At 43.4% G+C, this 20,693-nt stretch carries 17 protein-coding genes; 3 read left to right on the top strand and 14 right to left on the bottom strand.

Annotated elements, in window-relative coordinates; all coding sequences use genetic code 11:
- Nucleotides 1–15: 15 nt before the first annotated feature.
- Nucleotides 16–1,776, bottom strand: a complete 1,761-nt coding sequence (locus ACQRCC_RS10355; RefSeq protein ID WP_427850704.1) for a VaFE repeat-containing surface-anchored protein — start codon at nucleotides 1,774–1,776, stop codon at nucleotides 16–18.
- A 336-nt stretch (nucleotides 1,777–2,112) separates the two neighbouring features.
- The gene (locus ACQRCC_RS10350) at nucleotides 2,113–3,036 is read right to left on the bottom strand and encodes a putative ABC transporter permease (protein WP_427850703.1); all 924 of its coding nucleotides are present in this window, start codon (nucleotides 3,034–3,036) and stop codon (nucleotides 2,113–2,115) included.
- A 170-nt stretch (nucleotides 3,037–3,206) separates the two neighbouring features.
- Between ACQRCC_RS10350 and ACQRCC_RS10345 the strand changes: the two genes are divergently transcribed.
- Both ACQRCC_RS10345 and feoB read left to right on the top strand, forming a co-directional pair.
- The gene (locus ACQRCC_RS10345) at nucleotides 3,207–3,437 is read left to right on the top strand and encodes a FeoA family protein (RefSeq protein WP_427850702.1); all 231 of its coding nucleotides are present in this window, start codon (nucleotides 3,207–3,209) and stop codon (nucleotides 3,435–3,437) included.
- Nucleotides 3,434–5,479: a ferrous iron transport protein B gene (gene feoB / locus ACQRCC_RS10340; RefSeq protein ID WP_427850701.1), complete on the top strand. Its 2,046-nt coding sequence runs from the start codon at nucleotides 3,434–3,436 to the stop codon at nucleotides 5,477–5,479. Before ACQRCC_RS10345 ends, feoB begins: the two co-directional genes overlap by 4 nt.
- Before the next feature lie 76 nt (nucleotides 5,480–5,555).
- Here the strand turns inward: feoB and ACQRCC_RS10335 are convergent, their stop codons facing one another.
- From ACQRCC_RS10335 to ACQRCC_RS10310, 6 genes are all read right to left on the bottom strand, one after another.
- Nucleotides 5,556–6,923 carry an aldehyde dehydrogenase gene (locus tag ACQRCC_RS10335; protein ID WP_427850700.1) on the bottom strand — a complete coding sequence of 456 codons (1,368 nt, stop codon included), beginning with the start codon at nucleotides 6,921–6,923 and terminating at the stop codon, nucleotides 5,556–5,558.
- 20 nt (nucleotides 6,924–6,943) lie between these two features.
- Nucleotides 6,944–7,774, bottom strand: a complete 831-nt coding sequence (locus ACQRCC_RS10330) for a PHP domain-containing protein (RefSeq protein WP_427850699.1) — start codon at nucleotides 7,772–7,774, stop codon at nucleotides 6,944–6,946.
- A 143-nt stretch (nucleotides 7,775–7,917) separates the two neighbouring features.
- Nucleotides 7,918–9,048 carry an aldo/keto reductase gene (locus ACQRCC_RS10325; RefSeq protein WP_427850698.1) on the bottom strand — a complete coding sequence of 377 codons (1,131 nt, stop codon included), beginning with the start codon at nucleotides 9,046–9,048 and terminating at the stop codon, nucleotides 7,918–7,920.
- 33 nt (nucleotides 9,049–9,081) lie between these two features.
- Nucleotides 9,082–10,809 (bottom strand): ABC transporter ATP-binding protein, encoded by a 1,728-nt coding sequence (locus ACQRCC_RS10320; RefSeq protein WP_427850697.1) that lies wholly within the window; start codon nucleotides 10,807–10,809, stop codon nucleotides 9,082–9,084.
- Between the two features lie 180 nt (nucleotides 10,810–10,989).
- The gene (locus ACQRCC_RS10315; RefSeq protein ID WP_427850696.1) at nucleotides 10,990–11,949 is read right to left on the bottom strand and encodes a DnaJ C-terminal domain-containing protein; all 960 of its coding nucleotides are present in this window, start codon (nucleotides 11,947–11,949) and stop codon (nucleotides 10,990–10,992) included.
- Between the two features lie 66 nt (nucleotides 11,950–12,015).
- A complete protein-coding gene (locus ACQRCC_RS10310) occupies nucleotides 12,016–12,894 on the bottom strand; it encodes a C39 family peptidase (protein WP_427850695.1) in 879 nt (292 codons plus the stop codon).
- A 101-nt stretch (nucleotides 12,895–12,995) separates the two neighbouring features.
- Between ACQRCC_RS10310 and ACQRCC_RS10305 the strand changes: the two genes are divergently transcribed.
- Nucleotides 12,996–13,931, top strand: coding sequence for a D-2-hydroxyacid dehydrogenase (locus ACQRCC_RS10305; RefSeq protein WP_427850694.1), 936 nt, complete (start codon nucleotides 12,996–12,998; stop codon nucleotides 13,929–13,931).
- 2 nt (nucleotides 13,932–13,933) lie between these two features.
- Here ACQRCC_RS10305 and ACQRCC_RS10300 read toward each other — a convergent pair whose 3' ends face one another.
- The 6 genes from ACQRCC_RS10300 to ACQRCC_RS10275 form a co-directional block, all read right to left on the bottom strand.
- Nucleotides 13,934–14,398 carry a signal peptidase II gene (locus tag ACQRCC_RS10300; RefSeq protein ID WP_427850693.1) on the bottom strand — a complete coding sequence of 155 codons (465 nt, stop codon included), beginning with the start codon at nucleotides 14,396–14,398 and terminating at the stop codon, nucleotides 13,934–13,936.
- Nucleotides 14,398–14,688, bottom strand: a complete 291-nt coding sequence (locus ACQRCC_RS10295) for a hypothetical protein (RefSeq protein WP_427850692.1) — start codon at nucleotides 14,686–14,688, stop codon at nucleotides 14,398–14,400. The genes ACQRCC_RS10300 and ACQRCC_RS10295 overlap by 1 nt, the downstream gene beginning before the upstream one ends.
- A gap of 19 nt (nucleotides 14,689–14,707) precedes the next feature.
- Nucleotides 14,708–16,411, bottom strand: a complete 1,704-nt coding sequence (locus ACQRCC_RS10290) for a S8 family peptidase (protein WP_427850691.1) — start codon at nucleotides 16,409–16,411, stop codon at nucleotides 14,708–14,710.
- A 65-nt stretch (nucleotides 16,412–16,476) separates the two neighbouring features.
- Nucleotides 16,477–17,916 carry an ATP-dependent Clp protease ATP-binding subunit ClpX gene (gene clpX, locus ACQRCC_RS10285; RefSeq protein WP_427850690.1) on the bottom strand — a complete coding sequence of 480 codons (1,440 nt, stop codon included), beginning with the start codon at nucleotides 17,914–17,916 and terminating at the stop codon, nucleotides 16,477–16,479.
- A gap of 21 nt (nucleotides 17,917–17,937) precedes the next feature.
- Nucleotides 17,938–19,878, bottom strand: a complete 1,941-nt coding sequence (gene ligA, locus ACQRCC_RS10280; RefSeq protein ID WP_427850736.1) for an NAD-dependent DNA ligase LigA — start codon at nucleotides 19,876–19,878, stop codon at nucleotides 17,938–17,940.
- Nucleotides 19,879–19,932: 54 nt separating this feature from the next.
- The gene (locus ACQRCC_RS10275; RefSeq protein ID WP_427850689.1) at nucleotides 19,933–20,691 is read right to left on the bottom strand and encodes a pseudouridine synthase; all 759 of its coding nucleotides are present in this window, start codon (nucleotides 20,689–20,691) and stop codon (nucleotides 19,933–19,935) included.
- Between the last annotated feature and the right edge of the window lie 2 nt (nucleotides 20,692–20,693).

Raw genomic sequence — 20,693 nt, 5'->3', positions numbered from 1 at the left:
GACCCTCCTTTATCATTATTTCGTCTTACGTGCTATTCTAACACAACATAAGATTCCAACGCAAGAAAGAATACATGATATCACAAGAACCGTTATATTTGCACCATCACCGGTTTTAACCTTTTCTGTCTTTTCCGGTTCTTTTTCCACCGGTTCGTCCTCTTTCGGAGGAACCGGCTTCTTACCAAAATGTATCGTCTGCCCTTCATCTGTGATATCCTCATGTCTGGCAATCAGGTTCTCCCCCTCATATAACTTTTCAAATACGACCACATCACTCTCTTCCAGTTCAGACGCATCAAACGTAATCATGACTTCCGCACTTCCCTCAGACGCCTCCGGCCGGAATACCAGCTCTGCCGTCACCGGCTGTCCGCTCTTATCAAGAACTTCCTTTTCCGCATTTTTGTCCATCAAAGTCGCCCTCAGAGTATATTCTCTTCCTTCACAAAGCCCCCTGTAAGAAACCGTATCTATAATAGTTACTTCTGTCTCCGGCAACACATTCTGACTGCCCGACTCCTTTTCCTTCGCAATGGTAGAGATAATCACATTCTGATTCAGAACCGTCCCCAGATTTATCAAAACTTTATCTTCCGATATGGAAATCTGTTCACTCCATGGCACCTTTCCTTCGTTCGCCTCATTCATAATTTCTGTAATAATATACGTTCCGACCGGAAGCGCCCCACAGCTATCATTTGGCTCAGCCTGATTCCCTTCTCTGTTCATTCCAAACCATAGTCCATCTCCTGTCTGCCCTCCGTTTGTATTGTATGTGTGCCGGATATATTCTGCATTAGAGGAATAATATCCATTTTCATCAGTAGTGAAAATATGGGATTCCCCTGTCTCCTGACACACGATTTGAAAACTGACACCGGCCATTGGCTGATCTGCTTCTTCATCTTTCTTGACCAGTTCAAAATCTCCGCGAATAAGTCGGTCTGACACCGTAAGCTCACTGACCGCCTCAGGTTCCACTACCATCTTACATACTCTTTCATCCTTCACATATCCGGACGGTGCACTTAACTCTTTTACCCAGTAATCTCCACAATCCAACTCAATCTTTTTTGAACATCCCGTTTCATCGGTCTCCAGTTCTGTCACTACATCTGTACATTCTCTATCCCTGTACACCCCATAGACAGCACCTTCCAGCGAAAACCGCAGTTCCCCGCCTGAATAATCTGCATCTTCCGCCATTTTTTTCAAGACAGCGTAACCCACAGGATGATACTCCCAGACTCCAAGGTTCTGATAGCTGCCATTTCCGGTAGAAAGAATCATGACATTAAATCCCTTTGGTGCATTTGGAAGACCCGCAATGCGGTTGATAAATGCCTGTCCATAACCGTAATAATTATCATCATGTCCATTTGCCACCGAACCTGCGAGGCATGTCTCTACATATGATGCCCCCACATCTCCCGGCCCCTGCCATCCATAATAATAAATTTTGCGAAACAGTTCATGTGCCTGATTCTCGAAAGTATACTCCGCAATTTCCTGCAGATGGGTACCAATCTCCGTTGGCGGTTCCATCTCATGACATACACACATGGCCGGCTTTCCTCCGTCAATCTCAAAATACCCTACCATGAGAGGTCCTTCATTATATCTGGTGTCATAACAGGTGAGTGTATGTACTCCCCGTTCTTTTGATTCTGCCCGAACGAAAATGGTACCAACCAGTACTGCTGCCAGTACCGCAAGCCCTATCAATCCAATCCTTCTCATCAGCCTGCTCCATAACCTGCGTTCCTTCTTCATATTTTCTTTTCCTTTCTGTTTTTCTGTCTAAACAATAACTATCCATTCAAGACTCTCGCGCCGAGTCCTGGCGCATCCCCGCGAAGCGTATATCAGATCATCTTGCAGCTCCTCCTCTCTTATAAATTCTCGTTTTCGGAAACCGGAATGATGTATTCCTCCTGACGAACTGTCCCATGAATTTTGTTTCAGAATATGGCTTTCAAACGCCTTAGACGAGTGTTCACATAATAATATATTCCCCCTCAGTTTGTCAACATAATTAATACACAAATATTTTACATAATTTTTATCGGAATGTAACAAAAAAGCTGCGCTTCCGCACAGCTTTTACAATTAATGTTTTTCATTTATTTGACGCTTTACCCTATCTTCGAGAGCATTCTTCAATTCTTCCAGTATATCGTTATGCCTTCTGGATTTCATGTTCGGGAATGCCTTTACCAGACGTACACTGACTCTGGTTCTGGATGCAGCCAGCTCTTCATATCTCTTTCTAAGCTCCGCAGCCTTCTTACGCTGCTCTTCTCTCTTCTGCCGTCTCTCTTCTGTGATCTCCTCCAGCCTCTGTTTTCCTTCTTCTGTAATCTCTTCCAGCCTCTGTTTTCCTTCTTCTGTAATCTCCTCCAGTTTCTGTCTTCCTTCTTCCTGGAACTCCAGCGTATCCATCACTCCCTCGTGGATATTCTCGCCTACCCGGTCGGAAAGCTCCCGCAACTCCGCTGCAATCTTCTCCATTGCTTCCAGACGGCGGTTCAGCTTCAGAATTCCGGACGCTGTCACATACAAATCTGCAAATAATAATATTCCCAAAATGACAATTCCTACTATTCCTGCAGTTACAGGTATCCAGGCCAGTGCTTTATGAATCAGAGGATGTATTCCTTTTACAATCACAACACACGCCACACCCCAGACCAGCGAAAAAATCAGGCATACGTATCCCCCGATATTCAGCGGCTGGTCAGAATAGTCCCACCATTTATGATGAAATATTTTATCCATAGCATATCCTGTCAAGCCTTCAATCAGAGTAACCAATACTACCGAAGCGATATATAACACAGGAAGCCAATCCTGACATGGTTCCAGAAGAAAGATAACAGCACTGACACCCACACCATATATCGGGCAGATAGGACCGTTCAGAAATCCTCTGTTTACGAATCTCCCCTCTTTCACCGATGCAAATGCAACCTCTGTGCACCATCCCAGAAATCCATATGTAAAAAAGTATAAAATCAAAAAATAAACCTGCATTTCTTACTTCTTCCTCCATTTTTCTCTATAAATAGGTATGCTCTATTTCTTCTATACTGTACAGAATTATACTTCACATTGACTTCCCCGTCAAATAGTGATATAATTTCCCGTTGTAATAGATAATGATTCTCAATAACACTTAGAGAAATAGATATGGAGGTTGCCCTATGACATTAAAACAGGGAGAAAATCATCATACATATGAAGTACAATCTATACAGATAGAACTCCAACTGGAACGCCGCCTGGAAGCTCTGGGGCTTACGGAAGGTTCACTGATTACTATTCTCAACAATGACAAACGGGGGGCTATGACCGTCAAATTCCGGGGGACCCGCTTTGCACTTGGACGGAGAATAGCTGAAAATATTCAGGTAAAGGAGGCAGCACGCTCATGAGCGAAACCATTAATGTTGGATTTATAGGAAATCCCAACTGTGGAAAAACCACCCTTTTCAACGCATTTACCGGAGCAAATTTGAAGGTAGCCAACTGGCCGGGAGTTACCGTTGAAAAAAAAGAAGGCAAAACGACTTATCAGGGACAGACCTTTAAACTGATCGATCTGCCCGGTATTTACAGTCTTACCTCATATACCATGGAAGAAACCGTATCAAGAGAATGTATTATGAGTGACGAAGTGGATGTAATCGTAGATGTAGTAGATGCCTCCAGCCTGGAGCGCAATCTTTATCTGACACTTCAGCTGATTGAACTTGGCAAACCCGTAGTACTGGCCCTGAATATGATGGATATTGTAGAAGAACGGGGAATGGAGATTGACCTGCACCGTCTTCCGGAAATGCTGGGCGTTCCTGCAATTCCGGTTTCCGCCCGAAAAAAAAGCGGACTTTCCATCCTGATGCATGCGGTAGCACATCACAAAGATTACGCATCACAGAGTCCTTTTATCCATCATCATCACGGGGAACACTCCACACACAGGCATAATCATCATGATGAATATGCCATGGTTTATCAGGATTATATTGAAGATAAAATTGACATCGTCATGGAACGTCTGGCAACAGCATACCCGGAACTTCAGAATAAAAGATGGCATGCCATAAAATATCTGGAAAAGGACAAAAATGTCCTTTCCAACCATCCACTTGAAATTGATGATGTCATTGATCGAAGCTATGAAAAGGATATCATTAACCAGAAATATGATTTTATTGAAGAAATTATAAGTGAAGTGCTTGTAAATAAAAGCAGCAAGGAAGCACGCACCGACCGTATTGACCGGTATCTTACCAGCAAATGGCTGGGACTTCCCATTTTCCTGGCTATTATGGCTCTGGTATTTTTCCTGACTTTTACAGTGGGAGATTTTCTGAAAGGGTATTTTGAAATCGCATTGGAAGCCTTCACTACATATACGGAACAAATTTTAGAAAGTATCCATACAAACCCTGTGGTCATTTCATTAATTGTAGATGGAATTATCTCAGGCGTAGGTGGAATACTGACCTTCCTGCCCAATATTTTCATCCTCTTTTTAGCACTTGCCTTCTTAGAGGACAGCGGATATATGTCCCGTGTAGCTTATGTTATGGATGATATTATGGGACACCTTGGTTTATCCGGCCGTGCCTTCATCCCACTCCTTCTGGGATTTGGATGCTCCGTCCCTGCGGTTATGGCATCCCGCGCTCTGGAGCACCGAAAAGACCGCCTGAAAACCATACTGGTTACACCATTTATGTCCTGCAGTGCAAGGCTCCCGATTTATGTACTTTTCTCATCCATGTTTTTTGGAAAAAATGCAATGCTGGTATGCTATTCCCTCTATCTTCTGGGAATTGTTGTCGCAATCACAACCGCATTCATCCTCTCCAAAATTGACGGAAGCAAATCCGAACATGCATTGCTCATCGAGCTTCCCGAGTACAAAACACCGAATGCCCATACCATCGCAATCTATGTCTGGGAAAAAGTAAAAGATTACTTAAGCAAAGCCGGAACCGTTATCTTCATTGCATCCGTCATCATGTGGGTGCTTCTGAATTTCGGAACCTCCGGCTATGTAACAGATATCAGTGAAAGCTTTGGTTCCTACATCGGAAAAGCCATTGTTCCATTTTTCACACCGATTGGACTGGGATACTGGCAGATTGTCGTTGCACTGATTGCCGGAATTGCCGCAAAAGAAGTGGTCGTTTCCAGCTGCAGTGTACTGTTCGGCATCCAGAACATCACTACCGCACATGGAATGACCGCCATGGCATCTGCCCTCGGCACAATAGGATTTGGTCCGGCCAATGCCTATGCGATGATGGTTTTCTGCCTGCTGTACGTTCCCTGTACCGCAACCATTGCCACAATTCACAGGGAAGTAGAAAGCCGGAAAATCACAGCAGCATTTGTGCTGTTCCAACTGGCAGTTGCATGGATCGTAAGCTTCGCAGCTTATCACATTGCAGGATTATTTTTCTAAAGCAGGATAGGGGACGGTTCTATGTCCTATTTCAGCTTACTGAAATAGGACATAGAACCGTCCCCTATCCTGTCTTTTATTGAATTTTCTTCAAAATCTGCAGTTTATTCTTAAACGGTGCATACCGGATCGGAATATCCACAAGCAACGACTTCTTCATAATACTCTTCTGATGCGTAAATGTCTCAAAGCTCGCTTTTCCGTGATATCCTCCCATACCGCTGTCTCCCACTCCACCAAATGGCATATAGGATGTAGCGAGATGCACCACCGTATCATTGATACAGCCGCCGCCATAGGATATCTGTTTCAATACCTCTTTTTCTCTGTCTTTATCCCTGGTAAAGAAATAAAGTGCAAGCGGTCTCGGTCTTGCATTTACCAGTTCAATAGCCTCCTTCAGATCATAGAAGGTTAGAACCGGAAGGAGTGGACCAAATATTTCCTCCTGCATTACCGGACTTTCCCAGGCGACTTTATCCAGAATGGTCGGCTCAATCTGCAGTGTTGATGCATTGCTTCCGCCTCCACACAGAATATTCGTATCCTTCATCAATCCGGTCACTCTCTCAAAATGTTTCTCATTAATCATCTTCGGGTATTCCGGATTACTGCATGGTTCAGCGCCATACATCTTCGCAATATAACGCTTCATATATTTGACCAGCTTGTCCTTTACACTTTTCTGTACCAGGATATAGTCCGGTGCCACGCAGGTCTGCCCGGAATTCAGGAATTTCCCCCAGACGATTCGTTTAGCCGCAAGCTTCAGATTCGCTGTCTCATCCACAATACATGGACTCTTTCCACCCAGTTCCAGACTTACAGGGGTCAGATGCTTTGCTGCCTTCTCCATAACAATCCGCCCTACATTTACACTGCCCGTGAAAAAAATGTAGTCAAATTTCTCATTCAGCAAAGCTTCATTTTCTTTTCTTCCGCCTTCAATTACCGTTATGTATTCCGGTGGAAATATCTCCCGTATCATCCGTGCAATCAGTTCAGAAGTATTTGCCGAATACGCAGAGGGCTTCACCACTGCACAGTTTCCCGCACTGATTGCACCTACAAGAGGTGCCAACGTAAGCTGAAACGGATAATTCCACGGCGAAAGGATCAGTACGACTCCGTAAGGCTCCGGGTATATGAAAGATCTGGATGGAAACTGGGTAATCGGAGTCGGTACCCTTCTGGGTGATGCCCATCTTCTCAAATGCTTCACTGTATATTTGATTTCTTCCTTCACAATCCCAATCTCAGTAGCATAAGCCTCAAACTCCGACTTATGCAGATCCTGGTGCAAAGCTTCCATTATGAGAGCTTCATTTTTGCACATCCAGGCATACATCTTCTTCAGAGCCGCAATCCGAAACTCAACATCTTTGCACTCTCCCTTGCGGAAATATGCACGCTGCTTCTGAAGTATCTTTTTATAATCCGCCATTTTTCCATTCCTTTTCTTAATTATTTACTCTTAATCTCTTCCAGATAAGGTATCTCAATAGGATCAATGGGATTCATAGGATTCTCTGTCAGACCTTTCAGTTTTCTTTTATGTCTTTTGAGAATCTCCCCTCCTTTATTGTAAAACCAGAATGAATACACCAGAAGTTTATTCATCTTTCCCATCTTATCCTTGGTTGTCTTCCCATAAATCACGCCTCCGGCTTCTATCGGTACCTTTTTGCGTATCAGAGAAATCAGCTCTGTCTCACAGGTCACCCTCTCCGGCAATATAGTATATCCTTTTCCTACACAATCCGGTCTGTGAGAATCACTTCCGCCAATTCCCACCTTACGGTATTTCTCTGCAAGCTTCATTGCTCCCGCATTCGATTCTTCCGGCTCACAGGCATTAAAAGCCTCAACAAAATCAAACCGCTTCATGATCTCCGGTGATTTATAGAACTTCTTCGTATTTGTAAAACTCAGGTATTTCTCTCCACACGGATGAGCAGGCCCAAGGATTCCTCCATGCCGGTGAACAAAGTCAATCAAAACTGTTACCGGAAGTCCTCTAACTTCCAGCAGGCGCATTTTCACCCCTTCCGGCATAATACAGATAATATGTCCCGCATCGCAGGTGTCGTATTCTATTCCCTTCAATACAACAAAATCCTCATGTACCTTTCCCTTCATATTATATTTCCAATGACGATAGCCTTTATAGGTATCGTGATCCGTAATAAGCATACCATCGAAACCTTCTTCTTTCAGCTTCGTAATATACTCATCCAAGCTTACCTTGCTGTCAATGGAACCTTCTTTCACATGACAATGCATATCCAGCTTCATACGTAAGCCTCCCTTATGTTCAATATAGTTCCGTCTGTCGGCCTTCAAAACGCCTTCCATAGAGATAAGATTAGTATAGCACAAGCCTGCCTAAAATAACAGTATTTATCTGATTTCAGAAGGGAAACGCCGGAAATTTCCTTTTATTTTCCAAAATATTCTGCCACTTCTTTCATATGTCGGATAATCGGAAGATGCTGAGGGCAGGCTCTTTCGCACTGACCACATCCAATACAGTCACTTGCCTTTCCGAATACAGCAGTCAGCCGGTTATAGTATTCGCCCTGTGGTGTCCATCCTTTCCCTTCCAACTCCTGTTTATCTGCATTATAAAGAGAAAAATATTTTGGAATGGCAATTTTCTTCGGACATCCGTCTGTACAATAAGAACAGCCCGTGCACGGAATGGCAATACTTGCATTAATAACCTCCACCGCTTTCTTAATCAGCGCCTGTTCCTCATCGTTCAATGGTGTAAAATCCGACATATATCCTGTATTATCCAGAAGTTGCTCCATATTGCTCATGCCGCTGAGTACCAGCTTCACATTAGGCAGACCAGCCGCAAAACGAATTGCCCATGACGGCACCGACAGTTCCGGATGATAAGTTTTAAACGCCTGCTCCACCTCCTGCGGAACATTCGCCAGAGTTCCTCCCTTTACCGGTTCCATAACAATCACCGGCTTTCCGTGCTTCTCTGCCACCTCGTAACATTTGCGGGATTGTATTCCCTCACTGTCCCAGTCAAGATAATTTATCTGAAGCTGAACAAACTCCATCTCCGGATGTTCTGTCAGAACCTTATCCAATAATTCTGCATTATCATGATAAGAAAAACCAATATGTTTCACCAGCCCCTGCTGCTTCTTTTCCTGAATCCACTGAAAGCAATCCAGTTCCGTATAAATCTTATAATGATCGTATCCGATATCATGCAGCAAATAGTAATCAAAATAATCTACACCCGTCTTAGCCTGCTGTTCAAAGAAGATCCTGTCTCTGTCCTCTTCGGTCTTAAGAAATCCCGCATGCAGTTTATCTGCAAGTGTATAGCTGTCGCGCGGGTGACGATCCACCAGTGCCTCTTTTACAGCATTTTCGCTCCTGAATCCACAATACATCCATGCAGTATCAAAATATGTAAATCCTTTTTCCAAAAATGTATCTACCATTTTCTTCGTTTCTTCGATGTCAATACTGGTTTCATTATCCGCATCCAGAAGCGGCAAACGCATAAGACCAAATCCCAGTTTTTTCTCACTAATCTTCATATTCTCCATCTCCTCTTCTATTATTAAAATATTTTATTTCACATGATACAGCGATTCATATATCCCTTTCTTTGCCAACAGCTCTTCATGGGTTCCCTGCTCAGCTATTCCATCTTCTGTCAGCACCAGTATCTTCTGCGCATTACGGATGGTCGTAAGCCTGTGTGCAATAACAAAGGTTGTACGATTTGCCGCCAGATCTTCCAAAGACTCCTGTACCACCTTCTCACTCTCATTATCCAGAGCAGAGGTAGCCTCATCAAAAATAAGAATGGGTGGATTCTTTAAAAATACCCTTGCAATGGACAATCTCTGCTTCTGTCCACCGGAGAGCTTTACTCCCCTCTGCCCGATATCTGTGTCATATCCATCCGGAAAATTCATAATAAACTCATGGGCATTGGCACATTTGGCTGCCCTTACAACCTCCTCATCCGTAGCGTCTGGTTTTCCATAGCGAATATTATCCATAATGGTTCCTGCAAAAAGATACACATCCTGCTGTACGATACCGATGTGATTGCGCAGATCATCCAGCTTCATGTCCCGAACATCTATACCATCAATCAGAACTGCTCCCTGGGATACCTCGTAAAATCTCGGAATCAGGCTGCACAGTGTGGTCTTTCCCGCACCGGAAGGGCCTACAAGCGCAACATATTCCCCCGCTTTTACTTTCAGATTAATCTGATTCAGAACCTTCTCCGTCTGCTCTTCATACTGAAAAGAGACATTCCGGAACTCAATATCTCCCTTTACCTCTTCTACCGAAATCGCATCCGGTTTATCTGCAATATCCGGTGCAATAGACAGGATTTCCAGAAAACGCTCAAACCCGGAATATCCATTCTGAAACTGCTCGGTAAAACTCACCAGTTTCTTTACCGGATCCGTGAAATTCGTAATATACAGAAGGAAGGTAAGCAAATCAGCCAGTTCAACAGAACCGGACAGCATCATTCCAACACCTACAATCAGAACCACTACTGTGATCAGAGTCGTCATTGCCCCTAACCCGGAATTATAGATTCCCATATATTTGTAGCTGAGCTTTTTGGCCTCTACAAAATTATCGTTTCCGGCTTTGAACTTACGCATCTCTTCTTTTTCATTTGCAAAAGATTTCACCACACGGATTCCGGCAAGGCTGTCTTCAATCTGACTATTCATATCCGCAATTTTCTCACGGTTTTTTTTAAAAGCCCTTTTCATTTTCCGATTATAATAGAAGGCAAATAAAAGCATCACAGGAATAAACGCAAATGCCACCAGTGCCAGACGTACATTAATGGTCATCAGAATCGTGAATGAGCCTATAATCTTGATGACAGAAATAACAAGATCCTCCGGTCCGTGATGTAATAATTCACTGATATCAAACAGATCACTGGTAATCCTTGACAACAGATGCCCTACCTTCTGATTATCATAAAAAGCAAAAGTAAGCTTTTGATAATGTCCGAAAATATCTCTTCTCATATCTGCTTCCATCTTTGCTCCCATAATATGTCCATAGTATGCTATATAAAAATTACAGAATATTTCCAGTAAAACCAATCCTATAAGGATGCCTCCCACAGTAATCAACGATGATTTTGCCAGACCCGGTTCAAAATACACTACTTCATTCGTAATATACCGGACAATCAGCGGAATGATAAGAGTAACAGCCGCACCCAGAATCGCAAAAAACATATCGCTGTAAAACAGTGCCTTATATGGCTGATAATATGCAAACAATTTCTTTAGTTTATTTCTCATAATCTACAACCTTTCCTATATTTCATTCTGGAAAAAAATGTAACTCTTTCTAAGATTAAAATATATCACCTTATTCCGCTTTCCGTCAATGCGTATGCTCGCGGAGTGCACCAAAAAAGGAGATGCAGCTATCATTTCAAAAAACTGCATCTCCTTTTTATGTCTCTTCTTTTCAATGGGTTATGCTGCATATGTGCCGCTTCTTCCCTTTCCATCTCTTTTGCATATATCTTCAAATTCCTTAAGCTTCCTCTTCGCTTCCGGTGACAAACCTTCCGGCACCTGAATCTGCACTGTTACATACTGATCACCGTGAACATTCGGATTATTCATAGAGACAATTCCTTTTCCTCTGAGACGTATCTTTGTGCCGGATTGAGTACCTTCCCGTATCTTACATACCACTTTTCCGTTTAATGTAGACACAATTGCCTCTCCGCCGAAGACCGCCGTCGTAAATGGAATCTTTACTGTAGTATAAATATCCAGTCCCCGGCGTTCAAAGCCTGCTTTTTCCATAACTTTCACTTTAAGAAGCAGATCTCCCGATTCACCGCCCCGCACTCCGGCAGAGCCTTTTCCTCTCAGTCTGATACTCTTTCCATCATCAATTCCAGCCGGAATACGAACCTGCAGAGTGTGTCTCATACCACTCTCATCCTGAAGCGTAATAATCTTGTCACACCCGAAAGCTGCCTCATCAAAGCTGACCGTAATTTCTGCATGGAGATCCTCACCCTTTCTCTGAAACATACTTCCAAACATGTCACCAAACATATCACTCATATCATCTCCGCCAAAATGGAATTCCTGATAGAATCCGCCTGGTCCTCCGGATGTACTGCGGTAAAATCTTCCGGCACCACCGGATCCGCCCTGATAAAATCCCTCGGGCCCTCCGGATGCACCACCCTCAAGTCCCGCATGGCCAAACTGATCATAAATCTTCTTTCTCTCCGGATCGCTGAGCACATTATATGCCTCTGTCACTTCTTTAAATCTCTGCTCAGCCTGCTTATCACCCTGATTGGTATCCGGGTGATACTTTTTTGCCAATTTTCTATATGCTTTCTTTATAGCCCCGTCATCTGCATTTTTGCTGATTCCAAGAATATCATAATAATCTCTTTTCTCTGTCATAATTTTCACCTTCTGAAATATTGTTCTACTTGTAATATAACACCCGTTTTTCAGAATGTCAACATCCTACAGAGAATATATCCAAATCCCTCTTATCTGATCCTCGATATCCTTATACACCCAGGTTTTTTCTGTATTTTTAATACTGAACGGATCATTTACCGTCACTATTCCATCCTGATAACCTGTCAGTACAATGTAATGACCAACCTGTGTAAAATCTCCCGGCATCACATTACAGATTATGGGATGTCCCTGTGCCAACTCCTGTTGAATCAATGTCTCATCTGGCGGAGACTCTATCACGTTTACTCCCCAGGGCCTGGACGCCTGCATCATGAATTCCCAGTACGTACCGTTTTCCGCATCTACATAGCCATTTTCTTCCCCAAATTTTGCTGTCACATAGGGAGTCACCGACACATCTCCCGTCAGTCCCGCGATAACCATAGCCATACAGGTAGGACCGCAGCCATCCGTGGCAATCGTTCCTCCTCCATAAGGCTGATAGCCCCACCGTTCATCCCATTGCAGCAAGTGAGGGATGGTTCCTTTTTCAATCGAATCTGCTATTTTATCCGCCGGTGGAAGGTCTTTCTTCTTTTCATAATCCTTTACAAAGGTAAGTGTTTCTTCATTTTTATCCAGAAGCTTAATAATACTTTCCGGATATCCCGCCTGTTCTGCCTGTTCCCTGACCTTTTGAAGTTCCTCCTCTTTTCTGGTCTGTTCATCCACGGTCTTATTCTCTTCTGTATGCATTTCAGTTTTTAAAGCCTCTTGCGCTTCCTGCTTTTGACTTTTTCCAGGAGCGCGGGTCATAACTATACATACTATTAAAAGTACTAAAAGAAGAAACATGCCTCCTGCCATTATCTTTTTCATCATCTTTCTTTTATTCTGATGTTTCTTTTTCTGATTTATACTTTTCTTTCCCACAATCATTCTCCTGTTGTATCCTGTTCGTAGATTTTTTCAGCGTCTTGTATTACAATATATCGTAAAACAAAGAAAATTGTCAACACATGTTCAGGAGGACACTGGAAATGAATCTGGTTTTTTTAGACTTTAAGACTTTAGGTGAAGACATCGATCTTTCTCCCTTTGACAGACTTGGAAATGTTACAAAATATGCATTTTCCACCCCGGAAGAGACTCGAATCCGCACACGCAATGCAGATGTAATTATCGTAAACAAAGTATCCATTAATGAGAATACAATCGGCGAAGCTCATAATCTGAAACTGATCTGTGTAACCGGAACCGGCACAAACATTCTGGATAAGCCTTATCTTGAAAAAAGGAATATTGCATGGAGAAATGTAGCCGGATATTCTACCCGGTCAGTTGCACAGCACACCTTTGCCATGCTTTTTTATCTGCTTGAAAATCTGAAATACTACGACGACTATGTCAAAGAAGAAAGATATGTAAACGATATAGAATTTACTCATTTTTCCAGGCATTTTCATGAAATAACCGGAAAGACCTGGGGAATCATTGGCCTTGGCAATATCGGTCGTCAGGTAGCCTCTATTGCCTCTGCCTTTGGAGCTGATGTCATCTACGCCTCCCCCTCCGGAAATGCTCCACAGGAAGGGTTCCGACAGACCGACCTGGATACCCTGCTCACCTCGTCCGATATCATCTCTGTTCATGCACCGCTTAGTTCATACACAGAAGGACTGATCGACTGCCATGCATTTCAGAAAATGAAGACAAGCTGCATCTTCCTGAATCTGGGCAGAGGTGCCATCGTAGTAGAGAAGGACCTGGCACACGCACTGGAAACGGGCGAAATCGCAGCAGCCGGACTGGATGTTCTGACACAGGAACCCATGAGCCCCGATAATCCTCTGCTTCGTATTAAAGACAGCGGAAAGTTATTTATCACACCTCACATCGGGTGGGCAAGCGTAGAATCCCGGACACATTTAATGAATATTATCTGTGAACAGATTACAGAATTTTTCCATATGTAGCTTTATTTTTTACAAAATCCCGGAAACACACTGACTAACAGAGCACCGGTAAAAATAAACAGATCACCCAGATTAAAGGTGATATCTGTGAACCTTTTCCATCTGGTCTGAATTCCAAAGTAGTCCACCACTCTGCCCCGAATCAGCCGGTCAAATATGTTACTAAGCGCGCCTCCTGTAAACAGTGAAAGCCCCAGTTTTTGAATATGTCGCCCCCGGAGCGGCCAGAAAACCATATCACAGATCAGCATCCCTGCACCCAATAGCAGGGATGTCGATTTTATAATCTTCGGATGATCAGACAGAATATTTAGCATTGCCCCATAATTATATACCCGTCTTAAAAGGATACGTCCATGAAAGAGCTTACGCTCCTCTCCCGGTTCCAACTTATCTTCTACCGTTTTTTTCAGGATCATATCTGTTCCAAACAGACCTGCCGTCAAAGCGGCATACCCGGAAAACATCAACTATCCTCGCGGATTCTTGCAATCTCCGCCTCATATTTTTCTATTTCTTCCTCCCGCTTTTCAATCGCCTCGCAAAATGTGATCAGATCCATGTCCATCACTTCACTCTTCTGGAATTTTTCATAAATTGCCTTTCCCATATCAATGTAATCCCTGTCATTCGCGCGTTTCAGAGAACGGATATCACTCTTTATTTTCTGAATCTCCAGAGTGTCATTCGTCTTCTTACCCAGTTCACTGGCTACATCTGATATCTTCTTTCCAAAATCTTCAAAAAAATCTAACATTATCTTTCTCTCCTTTGCCTTAAAATTCTCTTATTCTCTGCAGCGTTTCGTATAGATCCAGTGTTCCATATCCCCACTCCCGATTGGGATATTCTAGTCCGGGCCGCTGATTTGCCCCCAGAATAAAAAGATTTTTAATCTGAACGGTATCTGCTCCGACTCTTCCGGTATGATATACTACCCATTCCAGGAGAAGGGCCGCAGCTCCCGCTGCAATCGCCGCCCCGACGCTGGAACCTGTTCTCTCTGTGAATCTCCCACCCGGGAGTGCTCCGGTCACTCCCACACCCGGCGCTGCAATATCCGGTTTGATACTTCCAGTTCTAGTATATCCCCTGCCCGAATTAATATCAATACTATTCTCTTTTCCATTGTAATACGCCACGGCCATCCCTGCACTGATGACAGACGGGGACGTAAGGGTGATATCCGGGTCCGGCTCCAGAAAAATAACATTACCTGCAAGAAATTCTTTGACCGGAAGCCAGAGATGAAACTCCCCTCCCGCCAGCTTGACAGGTTCCACGATCAGTCTCCATATACCGGATGCCGGATTGGTAAAACGGAAGAAAATCAGCTGGGAATTGTTTCGCTCCACCAGAATACGATAATCCACAGCTACCTCTGTCCCCTCGAACAGAAAACGAAATACCGAATAGGTTCCCTGTTTTATAGAAATAGAAGGAACAATTTCTCCCGAGGGCGAGACAATAGAGAGCGTAAGAATATTGGGAAGCTCCGTCCACAATTCCATGGTAAATCCCTGTCTGTCATTATCTACCTGAATCTCCACCTCTCTGCGGTCTCTCATATCTTTTATTTTCCCGAAAAAGTGATGCTTCTGATTCGCTTCATTTCCCACTCCGACAACAATAACCCGATTCAATGTATTGGAATAATACTGCAGCATAATATCCAGAGGAGTCGTACCATTATGCCCACCAAAGCTGGTTCCGAGAGCCACACATATAACTACAGGCAGGTTCCGCTCTCTGGCCAGATCCAGAAGAAATTTTACTCCCAGCATAATATCATTTTCCTGATAACAGGCCGCTCCTTCCGGTACTTCATAGAATTCCCGCATATACTGCTTGGCAGGTTTCAGCTTTACAACTCCTATTACCGACTCCGGCGCTGCTCCCAGAAAACGATTCGCTTCGTCTCCCCCTCCCGCCGCAACACTGGCAACAAAAGTACCATGTCCCTGTGTATCTTCCGATGGTACAATCTCCAGCGGATCATCACTTCGAAGAGCCGCATTGATCGTTTCTTCTCCGTAAAAGCTTCCATATGCCAACTCTCTGGGTGGTTCTCCGCTCTGATCTGTCTGATCCCAGATTCCTGCAATCCGCGTAGTTCCGTCCAGATTCCGAAATACTCTGTTCTGATAATCTATTCCTGTATCAATAAAGCCGATCAGGATATTCTGTCCCATCAGCTGAAGCGTCGGATAATTCTGTACAGAAATAATTCCAGCCTGATTCAACGCATCCATGTCCAGCAATGTATAGCACTGAGGGACTGTATTGTAGGAAAATCTGTCAAAATCCACCGGATCTGCCAGCCTCTGATCCACATAGAGAATCTTGTAATTTATCCCGGTATACTGAACACACATCTGATCATCCGTAAGATTTATTGCACTTCTTCCTCCCTCGAGTGGGAAGATAAAATCCCGGTATTCTTCCGATATAATCCGGGTTCTGCATACATCTCCATTCATATAAAAAACCTCACATACTTTTTACAAAGTATATGAGGCATTCCTGATTCTATACCTTTCCGTTCCTAACCATTTAACCGCGGCACTTCCTGCCCCCGCAGCATAATGATCGGTCCTCCGGTTCCCTCTATGTATTCTCTGGTAATAACTACCTGACCAATGTTATCATCTTTTGGAATTTCATACATAATATCCAGCATAAATTCTTCAATAATAGCACGAAGTGCTCTGGCACCCGTATCCTTCTCCATCGCTTTTCTCGCAATTGCTCTCAGAGACTCTTCATTAAACTCCAACTTAACTTCATCCAGTGCAAGTAACTTCTGATACTGCTTAAGAATCGCATTTTTTGGTTCCTTCAATATCTTCACCATCATGTCTTCATCCAGTCCTTCCAGGGTAAAAACAATCGGAAGACGTCCAAGAAATTCCGGAATCATGCCAAAGTTACGAAGATCCTCAATGGTCACTTTCTCAAGTATCTTTTTATCTTTGTCATACTTGTCTTTCAGCTCTGCATTAAAGCCGATCGTCGCCTGCTTCGTAAGCCGCTCTTTAATAATACCATCCAGATCCGGGAAAGCCCCTCCGCAGATAAACAGAATGTTCTTTGTGTTCACTGTTGTAAGCGGCACCATGGCATTTTTACTGTTGGCCCCAACCGGAACTTCAACCTCACTTCCTTCCAGAAGCTTCAGCATTCCCTGCTGAACCGATTCACCGCTCACATCTCTCTGATTCGTGTTTTTCTTCTTGGCAATTTTATCAATCTCATCAATAAAAATAATTCCCTGCTCTGCTTTTTCCACATCATTGTCTGCAGCTGCAAGCAGCTTGGATACCACACTCTCTATGTCATCACCGATGTATCCCGCCTCCGTAAGAGACGTAGCGTCTGTAATTGCCAACGGTACATCCAAAAGCTTCGCCAATGTCTTTACCAGATAAGTCTTTCCACATCCGGTTGGCCCGATCATAAGCATATTGGACTTCTCAATTTCAATATCATCCATGGTATCGGTTGCCACACGTTTATAATGATTATAAACTGCCACTGAAATTGCTTTCTTGGCATGCTCCTGCCCTACAACAAAATCATCCAGCTTTGCTTTAATTTTATGTGGTGCCGGAATATCCCGGATATCCAGAATCGGTTTCCGCTCTTCGCCCTCTTTTTTCTTTTTTATCTTTTGCTTCTTAGGAATTGTTTTCTCCAGATCAGACATATTAAAAACCTGTACTCCCGGCATATTCATCAGCTGGCTAAAATCAATCTGACCACTGTTCATCACATCAAAACTCTTCTGCATACAATCCGGGCAGACAGAAATGTGATTGGGCAGATCGATCATTTTTCCTGTCACACTTTCCGGGCGGTGACAGATAAAGCATACCTTCTCGTACTCCTCTTTTTTGTCATCTTCTCTACCGGACTCTCCGGTCAGAACCCCTGCATCTTTTACTTCTTCAATCTCTGTATCGTTGATAATATCTTTTTCTGACATAACTCTACCTTTCTTTCATAATTACATCCTTCCAATCATCTTAAGAAAATCTTCTTCTGACAAAATTGGAATGCCCAGCTCTTTTGCTTTTTTATTTTTAGAAGACGTGGATTCCACATCATTGTTAATCAGATAATCTGTTTTGGATGTTACGGAGCCTGTTGCCTTTCCTCCCAGACTTTCAATCAGGTTCTTCACCTCACCACGATTCGCAAAATGTGTCACTGATCCGGTAATAACAAAAGTCTTTCCTGCCAGTATCTGCTCCTCCATATTCTCCTCTTCAGTCTGAATATCAATTTCCTGCAACAGAGAAATGAAGGAATTTCTGTGTGATTCCTCCGAGAAATAATCCACATATGCCCTGGCAATTACCTCTCCCACACCGGCAATTGCTCCCAGTTCCTCCACTGACACATCCATAACCCGACTCACATCATACCCGATTTCCCGACAGATAAGTTTAGCATTTGCCAATCCTATATTGGCAATTCCCAAACTGTAGATTACTCTCGGAAGCGTTGTCACTCTGGCACGTTCAATACTTTCAGTCAGATTTCGGAAAGATTTTTCTCCAAATCCTTCCATCTGCTGAATCTCCTCCTGATATCGGCTCAAATGAAAAATGTCTGCATAGTCATGAATAAATCCACGGGCAATAAACTTCTCAAGAGTTGCCTCGGAAAGTCCTTCGATATTCAGCGCATCACGGCTTACAAAAAGCGCAAATGACTTAATCCTTTTTGCCTGGCACTCCGGATTTGTACAATAGAGGGTCTTAGCATTGCTCACTTTACGAATTTCTGTTGCACCTCCGCAGACCGGACACACTGTAGGGATATCCTTCACACCACTTCGGGTCAGATTTCTGGCAATCTGAGGAATGATCATATTTGCTTTATAAACTTCTATCTCATCTCCGATTCCCAGTTCCAGTTCTTCCATAATACTGATATTGTGGACACTGGCACGGCTTACCGTAGTTCCTTCCAGTTCCACGGGCTCAAAAACAGCAACCGGATTAATCAGCCCTGTTCTTGACGGACTCCACTCTATTTCCCGAAGCACCGTCTCTCTGGTTTCATCTGCCCATTTAAAAGCAAACGAATCTCTGGGAAACTTAGAAGTACGTCCTAAAGACTGTCCGTACGCTATATCATCATATTTTAGCACAAGTCCATCTGACGGAAAATCATTTCCCACGATTTTTTCTGAAAATTTAATAACTTCCAGTTCCAGACTATCCCGGTCCGCCATAATATGCTCTACCACATCAAACCCCTGACTTTCCAGCCAGTCAAGCTGATTTGCACGGGAATTGTGAAAATCAACTCCTTCCGCTTTCACCAATGTAAAAGCGTAGAATTTTACATTTCTCTTTGCTGTCACTTCATTATTAAGTTGACGAACCGAGCCACTGCAGAGATTTCTGGGATTTTTATACTTTGCATCTGCCTCTGCAATCTCTCCGTTAATTTTCTCGAAATCACGATATCCGATGATTGCTTCTCCACGAACGATCAGCTCCCCTTTATATGCAATCTGAAGAGGAACATTTTTAAATACTCTGGCATTATTCGTAATGACCTCTCCGACCTCTCCATTTCCACGTGTAACTGCCTTAACAAGATGTCCTTCCCGGTAAGTAAGTACAATTGTAAGTCCGTCCAGTTTCCACGACATCACCACTTTCTGATTTCCCGTAAATTCCTTCAATGCCTCCACATCTTTTGTTTTATCCAGTGAAAGCATGGGGCTCTCATGCCGTTCCTTGGGAAGTTCACTCAGAACCTCATACCCCACATTAACTGTAGGGCTATTAGAAAAAGTAATACCTGTCTCCTTTTCCAGAGACAGAAGTTCATCATAGAGTGCATCATACTCATAGTTTGTCATAATCTCTTCCGCATCCTGATAATATGCTTTTCCTGCCCGGTTTAATAACTCTACCAGCTCCTGCATTCTGCCGGTTTTCTGTTCTTTTCCCATATTGCACTCCTGTTCTATCTGTTTTTTCTAATTATTTTTTATCATTTCATATAAATCATTCAGCTCATCATCTGTAAGTTTCCGATATTCACCAGGTTTTAAATCTCCAAGCTCTATATTCATGACCCGGATTCTCTTAAGCTTTGTCACCCGATACCCCAATGCCTCACACATGCGGCGTATCTGCCGGTTCATCCCCTGCGTCAGTACAATACGAAATGTATATTTCCCGATTTTCTCCACTTCACAGGGCCGTGTCACTGCATCCAACCCTTTTTCCTCATCCCTAATGTGTACACCTGAAGCCATACGGTTCACAAAATCCACAGTTACTTCTTTATTTACCGTGACTTTATATTCTTTCTCATGATAATTGCCGGCACGCATCATTCTGTTAATAATATCTCCATTATTCGTCATAAGAAGAAGTCCTTCTGAATCCTTATCCAGCCTCCCTACATAGGTTACTCTTATCGGATAATCCAGAAAACGCACAATGCTGTTTCTCGTATGTCTTTCCTCCGTACAGATAATGCCCACCGGTTTGTTTACCGCCAGTACTACCATCTCATCTTTTTTCCCAATGACTTTTTTCCCAATCGTCACCGTCTGCCCCGGATGTACCTTTGACCCGCAGACAGCGGTCTTTCCATCTATCCTGACCTTTCCGGCTTCAATAAGGCGGTCAGCTTCTCTGCGGGAACAATATCCCGCCTCGCTGATGTATTTATTCAGACGGATTTCTTCTTTCTGATTATAATATTCCGCAGCAATTTTATTTCCCATTA

Source organism: Sporofaciens sp. SGI.106 (genome assembly GCF_050314255.1).
Lineage (GTDB): Bacteria > Bacillota > Clostridia > Lachnospirales > Lachnospiraceae > Claveliimonas.
This window is presented reverse-complemented; position numbering and strand designations above follow the sequence as displayed.

Excerpts from the sequence above, each read along its gene's own strand:
- ACQRCC_RS10355 (WP_427850704.1), bottom strand. The coding sequence starts at position 1,776 with ATGAAGAAGGAACGCAGGTTATGGAGCAGGCTGATGAGAAGGATTGGA.
- ACQRCC_RS10350 (WP_427850703.1), bottom strand. The coding sequence starts at position 3,036 with ATGCAGGTTTATTTTTTGATTTTATACTTTTTTACATATGGATTTCTG.
- ACQRCC_RS10345 (WP_427850702.1), top strand. The coding sequence starts at position 3,207 with ATGACATTAAAACAGGGAGAAAATCATCATACATATGAAGTACAATCT.
- feoB (WP_427850701.1), top strand. The coding sequence starts at position 3,434 with ATGAGCGAAACCATTAATGTTGGATTTATAGGAAATCCCAACTGTGGA.
- ACQRCC_RS10335 (WP_427850700.1), bottom strand. The coding sequence starts at position 6,923 with ATGGCGGATTATAAAAAGATACTTCAGAAGCAGCGTGCATATTTCCGC.
- ACQRCC_RS10330 (WP_427850699.1), bottom strand. The coding sequence starts at position 7,774 with ATGAAGCTGGATATGCATTGTCATGTGAAAGAAGGTTCCATTGACAGC.
- ACQRCC_RS10325 (WP_427850698.1), bottom strand. The coding sequence starts at position 9,048 with ATGAAGATTAGTGAGAAAAAACTGGGATTTGGTCTTATGCGTTTGCCG.
- ACQRCC_RS10320 (WP_427850697.1), bottom strand. The coding sequence starts at position 10,809 with ATGAGAAATAAACTAAAGAAATTGTTTGCATATTATCAGCCATATAAG.
- ACQRCC_RS10315 (WP_427850696.1), bottom strand. The coding sequence starts at position 11,949 with ATGACAGAGAAAAGAGATTATTATGATATTCTTGGAATCAGCAAAAAT.
- ACQRCC_RS10310 (WP_427850695.1), bottom strand. The coding sequence starts at position 12,894 with ATGATTGTGGGAAAGAAAAGTATAAATCAGAAAAAGAAACATCAGAAT.
- ACQRCC_RS10305 (WP_427850694.1), top strand. The coding sequence starts at position 12,996 with ATGAATCTGGTTTTTTTAGACTTTAAGACTTTAGGTGAAGACATCGAT.
- ACQRCC_RS10300 (WP_427850693.1), bottom strand. The coding sequence starts at position 14,398 with ATGTTTTCCGGGTATGCCGCTTTGACGGCAGGTCTGTTTGGAACAGAT.
- ACQRCC_RS10295 (WP_427850692.1), bottom strand. The coding sequence starts at position 14,688 with ATGTTAGATTTTTTTGAAGATTTTGGAAAGAAGATATCAGATGTAGCC.
- ACQRCC_RS10290 (WP_427850691.1), bottom strand. The coding sequence starts at position 16,411 with ATGAATGGAGATGTATGCAGAACCCGGATTATATCGGAAGAATACCGG.
- clpX (WP_427850690.1), bottom strand. The coding sequence starts at position 17,916 with ATGTCAGAAAAAGATATTATCAACGATACAGAGATTGAAGAAGTAAAA.
- ligA (WP_427850736.1), bottom strand. The coding sequence starts at position 19,878 with ATGCAGGAGCTGGTAGAGTTATTAAACCGGGCAGGAAAAGCATATTAT.
- ACQRCC_RS10275 (WP_427850689.1), bottom strand. The coding sequence starts at position 20,691 with ATGGGAAATAAAATTGCTGCGGAATATTATAATCAGAAAGAAGAAATC.